General features: G+C 69.1%; 11 protein-coding genes. 6 read left to right on the top strand and 5 right to left on the bottom strand.

Features of this window, described 5'->3' with window-relative positions; genetic code table 11:
* Nucleotides 1–123: 123 nt before the first annotated feature.
* The 5 genes from FHR90_RS05955 to FHR90_RS05935 form a co-directional block, all read right to left on the bottom strand.
* Nucleotides 124–873: an arginyltransferase gene (locus FHR90_RS05955; RefSeq protein WP_176623213.1), complete on the bottom strand. Its 750-nt coding sequence runs from the start codon at nucleotides 871–873 to the stop codon at nucleotides 124–126.
* The gene (locus tag FHR90_RS05950; protein ID WP_176623215.1) at nucleotides 870–1,415 is read right to left on the bottom strand and encodes an RDD family protein; all 546 of its coding nucleotides are present in this window, start codon (nucleotides 1,413–1,415) and stop codon (nucleotides 870–872) included. The genes FHR90_RS05955 and FHR90_RS05950 overlap by 4 nt, the downstream gene beginning before the upstream one ends.
* Before the next feature lie 93 nt (nucleotides 1,416–1,508).
* Nucleotides 1,509–2,507, bottom strand: a complete 999-nt coding sequence (gene hemB, locus FHR90_RS05945; protein WP_176623217.1) for a porphobilinogen synthase — start codon at nucleotides 2,505–2,507, stop codon at nucleotides 1,509–1,511.
* A gap of 31 nt (nucleotides 2,508–2,538) precedes the next feature.
* Nucleotides 2,539–3,426, bottom strand: a complete 888-nt coding sequence (locus FHR90_RS05940; protein ID WP_176623219.1) for a glycerophosphodiester phosphodiesterase family protein — start codon at nucleotides 3,424–3,426, stop codon at nucleotides 2,539–2,541.
* A complete protein-coding gene (locus FHR90_RS05935) occupies nucleotides 3,410–4,864 on the bottom strand; it encodes an amino acid permease (RefSeq protein WP_176623221.1) in 1,455 nt (484 codons plus the stop codon). Before FHR90_RS05935 ends, FHR90_RS05940 begins: the two co-directional genes overlap by 17 nt.
* Before the next feature lie 365 nt (nucleotides 4,865–5,229).
* Here FHR90_RS05935 and FHR90_RS05930 point away from each other — a divergent pair, with 365 nt between their 5' ends.
* The 6 genes from FHR90_RS05930 (at nucleotide 5,230) to FHR90_RS05905 (ending at nucleotide 10,423) form a co-directional block, all read left to right on the top strand.
* Nucleotides 5,230–5,640 carry a VOC family protein gene (locus FHR90_RS05930; RefSeq protein WP_176623223.1) on the top strand — a complete coding sequence of 137 codons (411 nt, stop codon included), beginning with the start codon at nucleotides 5,230–5,232 and terminating at the stop codon, nucleotides 5,638–5,640.
* Between the two features lie 204 nt (nucleotides 5,641–5,844).
* The gene (glyA, locus tag FHR90_RS05925) at nucleotides 5,845–7,146 is read left to right on the top strand and encodes a serine hydroxymethyltransferase (protein ID WP_176623225.1); all 1,302 of its coding nucleotides are present in this window, start codon (nucleotides 5,845–5,847) and stop codon (nucleotides 7,144–7,146) included.
* Nucleotides 7,147–7,164: 18 nt separating this feature from the next.
* A complete protein-coding gene (nrdR, locus tag FHR90_RS05920) occupies nucleotides 7,165–7,683 on the top strand; it encodes a transcriptional regulator NrdR (RefSeq protein ID WP_176623227.1) in 519 nt (172 codons plus the stop codon).
* A 10-nt stretch (nucleotides 7,684–7,693) separates the two neighbouring features.
* Nucleotides 7,694–8,197, top strand: coding sequence for a transcription antitermination factor NusB (nusB, locus tag FHR90_RS05915; protein ID WP_183274917.1), 504 nt, complete (start codon nucleotides 7,694–7,696; stop codon nucleotides 8,195–8,197).
* The gene (gene thiL, locus FHR90_RS05910; protein ID WP_183274997.1) at nucleotides 8,194–9,132 is read left to right on the top strand and encodes a thiamine-phosphate kinase; all 939 of its coding nucleotides are present in this window, start codon (nucleotides 8,194–8,196) and stop codon (nucleotides 9,130–9,132) included. Before nusB ends, thiL begins: the two co-directional genes overlap by 4 nt.
* On the top strand, nucleotides 9,122–10,423 hold the full coding sequence (locus FHR90_RS05905) for an MFS transporter (RefSeq protein ID WP_183274916.1): 1,302 nt from the start codon (nucleotides 9,122–9,124) through the stop codon (nucleotides 10,421–10,423). Before thiL ends, FHR90_RS05905 begins: the two co-directional genes overlap by 11 nt.
* Nucleotides 10,424–10,469 lie beyond the last annotated feature (46 nt).

Genomic DNA, 10,469 nt, shown 5'->3' with positions numbered 1-10,469 from the left:
CCCCGTCGCCGCGCTCGTGGAAGCCTCCGGTGGGGAGGCGATCCGATCTATGCGGGCAAACTGTTAACATGTCGTTACATTGGAGCCGGGTGGCCAGACATCGAGACCTGCGCCGGGCGTGGACTATTCTGGAGGCTCGACCGGCTCGACGCTGTCGGACCCCGAGCGCCAGGCACCGGCCTGGAGGATCTCGTAGGGCCGGAAGGCGGTCTTGTAGGCCATCTTGCGGCTGTCGGAGACCCAGTAGCCCAGATAGACATAGGGCAGGCCAAGCGCTCGGGTCCGGTCGATCAGCCACAGGATGGCGAAGGTGCCGAGCGAGCGGGCCGAGAGAAGCGGGTCGAACACGCTGTAGACCGCCGAGGTACCGTCGCCGAGCCGGTCGATCAGGCACACGCCGACCAGCGTATCGTCGCGCTCGCGGAACTCAACCACCATGGTCTCGATCGGTGTGTCCTCGACCATGGCCCGATAATCATGAAAACTCATCGCAGCCATGTCGCCCTGGGCATGCCGCGCGGCCTGATAGCGCTGGAAGAGCGCATATTGCTCGGCCGTCGCGCGCGCCGGCACCTCGAAGCCGATCACGCCGTCATTGGCGCGACGCACCCGCCGCTGCCCGCGCGAGGCCACGAACCGGTCCACCGGAATGCGGATCGGCACGCAGGCATTGCAGCCGGGGCAGGCGGGGGCATAGGCGATGTTGTGGCTGCGGCGAAAGCCCGCGCGCGACAGCCGGTCGTGCATCGCCTCCGCATCCGGCCCGGCGATCTCGGTGACGATCTTGCGCTCGACGCGATCGCCGACATAAGGGCAGGGCAGCGGGGCGGTGGTGTAGAAGAATTGCGGCCGGCGGGGCGAGGTATAGGTCATGCGGCGCCGAACGTCGCGCCGGGGAGGGTGCCGACGCGCACCATCACCAGCCCCGAAACAAGGTCATGCAGCGTACGGTGCCGCTTCGTGATCAGCGCGAACAGCAGCAGGAACGCGCCGAGAATCATCGTCACCGCATAGCCAATCGTCCACAGCAGGGCCGCCGCCATGCCCGGCCGCCCCAGCGTGCGGTTGTCACGCAAGCCCAGCCCGCAGATCGCCTGGCCCGGCGTCGCTGCCAGCGAGGAGCCCACGAACAGCCACGAATAGAGGAACGGGATCATGCCCAGCAGCGCGAACAGCCCGTGCAGCAGGCCGAAACTCGCCAGCGTCAGCGCGCCGACGAGCAGGGCCACCGCACCGGCGATCAGGGTGATGAACACGGCATCGAGACACCACGCCACGATCCGCGCCGGCAGTACGCCCGACGCCGCCGCATCGATGCGCATCTGCGGCGAGCCCGTCAGCGGATCGTGCGGCGAGATGCGCCCGGCAACGAACCCGCCGCCATACCCCGAACCATAAGCGTCCCCTGACTGCACAGGTCCGACTCCCATCGCGAAGTTCAACCGATGATACCCGATACCGCCTGATTTCGCACGAAAATTGCCGCTCCGCGGCAATTTGATGACGCGTCAGCCACCCTCGCGCAGGAGCCTGGCCGCCAGCGGCGCAAAATAGGTCAATATCCCTGCCGCTCCGGCGCGCTTGAATGCCAGCAGGCTTTCCATCGCCGCGCGGTCGCGGTCGATCCAGCCCTGTCCGGCCGCCGCCATGATCATCGCATATTCGCCCGACACCTGATAGGCGAAGGTCGGCACGCCGAAGCGCTCATGCACCCGTCGGATCACGTCGAGATAGGGCAGCCCCGGCTTGACCATCACCATGTCGGCGCCCTCGGCGAGGTCCATCGCCACCTCGCGCAGCGCCTCGTCGGTGTTGGCCGGGTCCATCTGGTAGGTCTTCTTGTCGCCCTTGAGCAGGCCGCCCGAGCCGAGCGCGTCGCGGAACGGCCCGTAGAAGGCGGAGGCATATTTCGCCGCGTAGCTCATCAGCCGCGTGTCGATCAGCCCTTCCGCGTCCAGCGACGTCCTGATCGCGCCGATCCGCCCGTCCATCATGTCGGACGGGGCAAGGATATCGATCCCGGCCCGCGCCTGGTTCAGCGCCTGCGCGACCAGCACATCGAGCGAATCGTCGTTATGGACATAATCGTTGCGGATCACCCCGTCATGGCCGTGATCGGTATAGGGGTCGAGGGCGACGTCGCCGACCAGCAGCGTATCGGGGAAGGCGCGCTTGAGGATACGTGCCGCCCGGCACATCAGGTTGTCGGGATTGCGCGCCTCCGAGCCCTCGGCGTCGCGGATATCGGGGGGCGTGACCGGAAACAGTGCGATCGCCCGGATGCCGAGCGCCACCGCCGGCGCCACATGCGCCTCCAGGCGGTCCAGCGACACGCGTTGCACGCCGGGCATCGACGCCACCTCGGTCACCAGACCCTCGCCCTCGATGACGAAGATCGGCCAGATCAGGTCGTCAACCGACAGCCGATGCTCGGCGACCAGACGGCGCGTGGCCTCGTCGAAGCGGTTGCGACGAAGACGTGTGGCAGGATAGGCACCGACCGACATGACGACCCCATATGGTGAGCGGACCGTCGATCTATAACCCGCCATTGCCACCGCCGTCAGGGTCGGGCACGGCGGCACGCCCGTACAGCGCCCGGCGCGTCGCCTGCGGACGGTTGCTCACCACGATGTCCACGTGCTTGCCCGCCAGGATCGCGGGGTCGCGCCCGGGCTGCAGCGCGTCGGTCGGATCCAGCAGGTCCGTCGCCACCGGCACGCCGGCGCGATGCGCGGCATCGAACAGCGAGGCACCGTTTCCGGCCGGTATATAGGCGACGAGGCGCCGATCTGTCCCGGCCGAACGCCGATAGCGTTCCAGCATCGCCATGTCGGTGACCAGCACCGACACGGCGACATCGGGATCGGCGGCGAACGCCCTGGCTGCGGTGATCGGATCGAAGGTCAACAGCAGGACCCGTCCCACCAGCCCGGCCGCCCGTACCAGCCTCATCGCATCCTCGGGCGGCGTCCGCTTGAGATCGAGCATCAGCAGTACCGTGGGTTTGCGCGCGGCCCAATCCAGTACGGCGCGAAAGCGAGGGGGTGCTTCCTGCAGGACTCGACCCGAGCGGGTCCGCAGCCGCAGCCCGTCGATCGTCGCCGCCTGCAACTCGGCGACCTCGCCGTGCCCGGTGGTGGTGCGCTCGACACTGGCATCGTGCATCAGCACGATCTGCCGGTCCTTGCTCTCCACGAGGTCCATTTCCAGCATGAAGCGGCCGGCCCGCTCCGTATGGCGGAATGTCGCCAGACTGTTCTCGGGCTCTTCGGGCGACAGCCAGCCCCGATGCGCACAGACCAGCGGCCCGGCCGCGGTCCGCTCGATCAGGCCGGGGGCTCCGTTCGCCGGCGCCGCGAGACACGCCCCGCAGCCCAGCAAGCCGAGCGCGGCTGCGCGACACCCTTCAATCGCCGCGCGCATGCCGCCGTCCGTAGGCGAAATAGATCACCAGTCCGACCGCGAGCCACACCACCAGCCGGATCCAGGTATCGCGCCCGAGCGAGGCCATCAGCCCCAAACAGAACACGATGCCGCAGACCGGGATCACCGGCCCGAACGGCACCCGGAAGCGCCGCTCACGCGCGGGATCGATGCGCCGCAGCGCGAGCACGCCCGCGCACACCACCACGAATGCGAACAGCGTACCGATCGAGGCCATCGACCCGAGTTCGCCGAGCGGAAAGAATGCCGCGATCGCCGCCGAAATCACCATCACCAGCAGGTTCGACCGCCACGGCGTGCGAAACCGCGGATGCACGTCGGAGAAGAAGCGCGGCAGCAGCCCGTCGCGCGCCATCGCATACAGGATGCGCGACTGCCCCAGGAGCAGCACCAGCAACACCGAGGTGAAACCGCACACGATGCCGATCTTGACCAGCAGGTGCAGGAACTCGAACGGCGTCTGGTCGATCGCAGTGGCCACCGGTGCCGGATCGCCATGCATGGTGCGGTAGTTCACCAGCCCGGTCAGCACGAAGGCGAATACCACATAGGCGATGGTGCAGAGCGCGAGACTCCCGATCAGCCCGATCGGCATGTCGCGCCCCGGATTGCGGCTCTCCTGGGCCGCCGTCGAGACCGCATCGAAGCCGATATAGGCGAAGAACAGCATCCCCGCCGCGCGGATGATCCCTGACCACCCGAATTCGCCGAAATGGCCGGTATTGGCCGGAATGAAGGGGTGCCAGTTCGCCGCCTTCGTGTAGGGCAACCCGAAACACACCACGGCGAGGATTACCGCCAGCTTGATCGCGACGATCGCCGCATTGACCTTTGCCGACTGGCTGATGCCACGGATCAGCAGCAGCGACACGCCCACGATCGCCAGCGCGGCCGGCAGGTTCACCAGCCCATGTGCATGCCCGCCCCCGGCCGGCGTGACCGTCTCGAATGGCGAGGCCAGCAGTCGCGGCGGCAGATGCACGCCGAACGTCTCCAGCAGCACGTTCACATAGCCCGACCACGACACCGCCACCGTCGAGGCCGCCACCGCGTATTCCAGGATCAGGTCCCAGCCGATGATCCAGGCGACGATCTCACCCAGTGAGGCATAGGCATAGGTATAGGCACTGCCCGCCACCGGGATCATGCTCGCCATCTCGGAATAGCAGAGCCCGGCGAACACGCATCCGGTGGCCGCGATCAGATAGGCGATCACCACCGCCGGCCCGGCATCGTCGGCCGCGGCCAGCCCGGTCAGCGAGAACAGCCCCGCGCCGATCGTGCAGCCCACCCCGAGCAGGATGAGCTGGAACGGTCCCAGCCGACGCGCCAGCGCATGTGCCCCGTCCTCCCGCGTGAGACTCGCCACCGACCGCCGGCGGAACAGCGAGGGGGAGGGGAGCGTGGTGCTGCTCATGGTCGCGATGGGCTCTTTCGTCCTTTGGGCGGCGCTGGCCATGCGTCGTCTGCCGGCCAGACGATGACGCCGCCATGACGATCTCGCAATGCCGATATTCGCTTCCGGCCGAGCCCCGGCCGGAACCGCGCGCCGCTTGACGTGTCAGCTGCTGCTTCTAAGCTAGCGATCGCCTGAAAAGACAGCGATGCGGGTATGGTGACAACCCGCGGTCTCCCCGGAGACAGTCACGCTCGAGCGGTGGACGACACTGCTCCTGGCCATGGCCGGACACAGGGCGAGGGCGACCTCTCGCTCGGTGGCGGTCGGCTGTCATCCGGACGTCGATCGGCCTGTGTCCGTCCCACAAGCGGACTGCGACGACCATGAAGCTGAACCACGTCAACCTCTACAGTCACGACATCGACGGCGATCGGGCGATGTTCGAAGGCTATTTCGGCCTGCGAACGCTCGTCGTCCGCGGCAGCGTGATGGCCGTCATGCAGGACGACGACGGGCTGGTGCTGATCGTCAATCACTTCGAACGCAGGCTCGACGGATTCGATTATCCCGCGCAGTTCGACATCCTGCATGTCGGCTTCATCCTGCCATCGCGTGATGCCGTCGATGCCCTGTATGCGCGTCTGTGCGCAGACGGCTGGACGACGCAGACGCCGCCGCATGTCACGCATGGCGCGTGGTCGTTCTACTTCCGCGCCAAGGGCGGCTATTTCGTCGAGGTGACCACACCGACCCCGATCCGCCCCAAGGACGTCTGTCGCGGAAGTCCGTCATAGTCCCGGTCGTGTGTCGGGTCCGGGCGCGCCACGCCGTGCGGCACCCCTGCGATGGATGCAAAAGCGCTCGCCAAACCGTCGCCGCGATGCGAAACACTCAACCGCACCCGCGATCACGGCATATCAAGTCGCCCACCATCAGCGGCCGGCGTAGTCCACAACGAGCCGGCCTCCCGCACTCCACCGACCCAGGACCCGACCCACGTGAACGAGCAGACCGCCCCCATCAGCCTGCAGCGCTTCTTCGAGGCTCCGCTTGCCGAAGTCGACCCGGCCGTCCGCGCCGCACTCGACGCCGAGCTGACCCGCCAGCAGGACGGCATCGAGCTGATCGCGTCCGAGAATATCGTCAGCCGCGCCGTCCTCGAGGCCCAGGGCTCGGTGCTGACCAACAAGTACGCCGAGGGTTATCCCGGCCGCCGCTATTATGGTGGCTGCGTCGAGGTCGATGTGGTCGAACAGCTCGCCATCGATCGCGCCAAACAGATCTTCGGCGCCGGCTTCGCCAACGTGCAGCCCCATTCCGGTGCGCAGGCCAACCAGTCGGTGTTCCTTGCGCTCATCAACGCCGGCGACACCATCCTGGGCATGAGCCTCGCCTCCGGCGGCCATCTCACTCACGGGGCGGCGCCGAATCTCTCCGGCAAGTGGTTCAACGCCGTGCAGTATGGCGTGCGCCGCGAGGACGGGCTGCTCGATTACGAGGAGCTCGAGCGTCTAGCCCGCGAGCACCGCCCGAAACTCATCATCGCCGGCGGCTCCGCCTATCCGCGCGTGATCGACTTCCCCCGTATCCGCGCGGTCGCCGACGAGGTGGGTGCGTATTTCATGGTCGACATGGCCCATTTCGCCGGCCTGGTCGCCGCCGGTCTCTACCCCAGCCCGGTCCCGCACGCCCACGTCACCACCACCACCACCCACAAGACCCTGCGCGGTCCGAGGGGCGGGATGGTGCTGACCAATGACGAGGCGATCGCCAAGAAGATCAACTCGGCAGTGTTCCCCGGCCTGCAGGGCGGCCCGCTGATGCATGTCATCGCCGGCAAGGCGGTGGCGTTCGGCGAGGCGCTGCGCCCCGAGTTCCGCACCTACCAGAAGGCGGTGCTCGACAACGCCCGCACGCTGGCCGCGACCCTCGTCGAGCGCGGCCTCGACATCGTTACCGGCGGAACGGATTCGCATCTGCTGCTGGTCGATCTCCGGCCCAAGCGCGTCACCGGCAAGATCGCCGAGGCCGCACTCGAACGGGCCGGCATCACCGCCAACAAGAACGCCATCCCCTACGACCCCGAGAAGCCCGCCATCACCTCGGGCATCCGTCTCGGCTCCCCGGCCGCCACCGCGCGCGGCTTCGGCACGGAGGAGTTCCGTGAGGTCGGGCTGATGATCGACGAGGTGCTCGAAGGGCTCTCCGGCTCCAACAACAACGGCAACGAGGCCGTCGAGGCCGCCGTGCACGAGCGCGTACGCGCGCTGTGCGCCCGCTTCCCGATCTACAGTCGCTGAGGGAGCGCCCCGCGCCAGATGCGCTGCCCGTTCTGCGGCCATGACGACACCCAGGTGAAGGACAGCCGCCCGACCGAGGAACAGGCGGCCATCCGCAGGCGTCGCTTCTGCCCGAGCTGCGGGCAGCGCTTCTCCACCATCGAGCGCGTGCAGCTCCGCGAGCTGGTGGTCGTCAAGTCCGACGGCCGCCGTGAGCCGTTCGACCGCGAGAAACTGGCGCGCTCGATCCGCATCGCGCTCAACAAGCGCCCCGTCGATGCCGAGCGTCTCGAACGCATCGTCAGCAGCATCGTGCGCAAGCTCGAAGCCTCCGCGGAAGCAGATATTCCCACCACGCAACTCGGCGCCGAGGTGATGGATACGCTGCGCGAGGTCGATTCCGTCGCCTATGTGCGTTTTGCCAGTGTCTACAAGGACTTCCGCGAGATCTCCGATTTCGAGGCGATCCTCGGCTCATTGACCGGCGCCGGCCTGGAGCAGCCGAGGCTCGATCTCGAACCGCCGGTCTCTGGACGCGCGCGGGCAAAGGCGCGATGAAGCCCCCGCCATGAACGACACCCCCGGTAAGACCCGCAAGCCCCCCACCACCCGCCCGCGCACCGCCGCCCGCGTCGCCGCCGTGCAGGCGCTGTTCCAATCCGAGCACGCGACCGAAGCCCCCGAGGCGGTGATCGAGCAGTTCATCCGCCACCGTCTCGGCGAGCTGCCCGGCACCGGTGGCTACGAGGAGGGCAGGGTGCCCGACGCCGACGTCACCCTGTTCGCCCGCATCGTGCGCACCGCCGCCCTCCAGCAGGACAGCATCGACCCGCGGCTCGCCAACGCCCTGCCCGAGGACTGGCCGCTCGCGAGGCTCGACCCCGTGCTGCGCGCTCTACTGCGCGCCGCGTCGGCCGAGCTCGGCATGGCCGACGGCCCGCCGGCGCGCGTCGTGATCAACGAGTATCTCGACGTCGCCTACGGCTTCTTCTCCGGCGACGAGCCGCGCATGGCCAACGGCCTGCTCGACCGCCTGGGTCGCGAGCTGCGCCCCGACGAGTTCGCCGCCTGAGCACCGACCGCGATCTTCCCGCCGAATTCGGCTTCATCGCGCGGCATTTCCTCTCCCTCGCCGGCCCGGCCGCACTCGACCTGCGCGACGACGCCGCCGTGCTCATCCCGCCGCCGGGCCGCGAGCTGGTGGTCTCGGCCGACGCCGCGATCGAGGGCGTGCATTTCCGCGCCGGCGACCCGCCCGATCTCATCGCCCGCAAGGTCCTGCGCACCAACCTCTCCGACCTCGCCGCGATGGGCGCCGACCCGCTCGGCTACCTGCTCACGCTCGCCATCCCGCCCACGCGCGACGACGCCTTCTTCGCCGCCTTCGCCGCCGGCCTCGCCCATGACCAGCGACAGTTCGGCCTGACCCTGCTCGGCGGTGACACCACCGCCGGCAGCGCCCAGCTCGTCGTCTCGATCACCATCCTCGGCCATCTCGCCCCGGGCACCGCGCTGCGCCGCAACGGCGCGCGGGCAGGGGACGCGCTGTGGGTCAGCGGCACTATCGGCGACGCCGCCCTCGGCCTGCGCGACGGTGCGCATCCCCATCTCGCCCGCCGCTACCTGCTCCCCGAACCGCGTCTCGGCCTGCATCTCGCCGGCATCGCCCATGCCGCGATGGACGTCTCCGACGGGCTGGTGCAAGACGCGGGCCATCTCGCCCGCGAATCCGGCCTCGCCGTCGAGATCGCGGCCGCCAGCGTGCCGCTGTCCGCGCCTGCGCGCGCCGCCGACGCGCTCGCAGAGTGCCTGACCGGCGGCGACGACTACGAGCTGCTGCTCGCCGTGCCGCCGGAACACGACGCCGCCCTGCGCGACGAGGCCGCCCGCACCGCCATCCCCTTCACCCGCATCGGCCGCTTCCTGCCGGGCGTGGGCGTGCGGGTGCGCGACGCACGGGGCGACGAGATGATTTTCGAACGGAAGGGATGGAGCCATGTCCGTTGACACCACCGGGCCGGGGCTCGAGCCACCGCCCGAGGATGCGCCGGCCGAGGCCGCCACCGACACCGCCGCCACCCGGATCGACGACGCGTCACCGCTGCTGCACGACCGCCGCCTGCTCGCCTTCTTCACCTCCCGCACGCTCACCGCCTTCGCTTCCCAGATGCAGGCGGTGGCGGTCGGCTGGGAGATCTACGCGCTGACCGGCCGCCCGCTCTCGCTCGGCCTGGTGGGCCTTGCGCAATTCCTGCCGGTGTTCTCGCTGGTGTTCATCGCCGGCCATGCCGTGGACCGCTTCGACCGGCGGCGGATCGCGATGATCTGCCAGCTCATCGAGGCGGCCGGTGCGGCCACACTCGCGGTCGGTGCTGCGATGGGCTGGCTGACCCCGCTCGCGATCTACGCGCTGGTGGCCGTGTTCGGCGCCGCACGCACCTTCGAGGGCCCCTCGCTGCAGGCGCTGCTCCCCGGCCTCGTCCCGCCCGAACGCTTCTCCCGCGCCGCCGCCCTGTCCTCGTCGCTGTTCCAGACCGCCACCATCATCGGCCCCGCCCTGGGCGGCCTGCTCTACGGCGTCGGCGCGTCCGTCGCCTATGCCGCGGTCGCCTGCGCCTTCCTCGCCGCCGCCGTCGCGATGTCCACCATCCCCCGCCCGGCACGCCGCGAGCACCGCCCCGCCGCCGATCTCGCGGCCGTGTTCGGCGGCATCGCCTTCCTTCGCAAGCGCCCCGAGATCCTGGGTGCGATCTCGCTCGACCTGTTCGCCGTGCTGCTCGGCGGCGCGACCGCGCTGCTGCCGGTCTATGCGCGCGACATCCTCCATGCCGGCCCGATCGGCCTGGGCCTGCTGCGTGCGGCCCCCGCCATCGGCGCCCTCGGCGTCGCCCTGTGGCTCGCCCGCCACCCGATCGCGGGGCGGGCGGGGCCGAAGATGTTCGGTGCGGTGGCCCTGTTCGGCGTCGCCACCATCGTGTTCGCGCTCTCCACCTCGGTCGCCGTCTCGGTGTTCGCCCTCGCCATCCTCGGTGCGGCCGACGTGGTCAGCGTGGTGATCCGCTCCACCCTGATCCAGCTCCGCACCCCCGACGAGATGCGCGGGAGGGTGGCTGCGGTGAACCTGCTGTTCATCGGCTCTTCCAACCAACTCGGCGAGTTCGAAAGCGGCACCCTCGCCGCCCTGATCGGCCCGGTCAACGCCGCCCTGCTCGGCGGCATCGGCACCCTGCTGGTCTGTGCGGCGGGCATGAAGCTGTTCCCCTCGCTACGGCGACTGGACCGGATCGAGGCAGGCTGACGCAGGGCGCTGCCCTGCACCCGCTGGGGCCGCAGGCCCCAGACCC

Source organism: Endobacter medicaginis (assembly GCF_014192375.1).
Lineage (GTDB): Bacteria > Pseudomonadota > Alphaproteobacteria > Acetobacterales > Acetobacteraceae > Endobacter > Endobacter medicaginis.
This window is presented reverse-complemented; position numbering and strand designations above follow the sequence as displayed.

What these genes read in the sequence shown, in the direction of transcription:
- FHR90_RS05930 (WP_176623223.1), top strand. Translation starts at nt 5,230, where the DNA reads ATGAAGCTGAACCACGTCAACCTCTACAGTCACGACATCGACGGCGAT.
- FHR90_RS05935 (WP_176623221.1), bottom strand. Translation starts at nt 4,864, where the DNA reads ATGAGCAGCACCACGCTCCCCTCCCCCTCGCTGTTCCGCCGGCGGTCG.
- nrdR (WP_176623227.1), top strand. Translation starts at nt 7,165, where the DNA reads ATGCGCTGCCCGTTCTGCGGCCATGACGACACCCAGGTGAAGGACAGC.
- FHR90_RS05940 (WP_176623219.1), bottom strand. Translation starts at nt 3,426, where the DNA reads ATGCGCGCGGCGATTGAAGGGTGTCGCGCAGCCGCGCTCGGCTTGCTG.
- hemB (WP_176623217.1), bottom strand. Translation starts at nt 2,507, where the DNA reads ATGTCGGTCGGTGCCTATCCTGCCACACGTCTTCGTCGCAACCGCTTC.
- FHR90_RS05905 (WP_183274916.1), top strand. Translation starts at nt 9,122, where the DNA reads ATGTCCGTTGACACCACCGGGCCGGGGCTCGAGCCACCGCCCGAGGAT.
- nusB (WP_183274917.1), top strand. Translation starts at nt 7,694, where the DNA reads ATGAACGACACCCCCGGTAAGACCCGCAAGCCCCCCACCACCCGCCCG.
- FHR90_RS05955 (WP_176623213.1), bottom strand. Translation starts at nt 873, where the DNA reads ATGACCTATACCTCGCCCCGCCGGCCGCAATTCTTCTACACCACCGCC.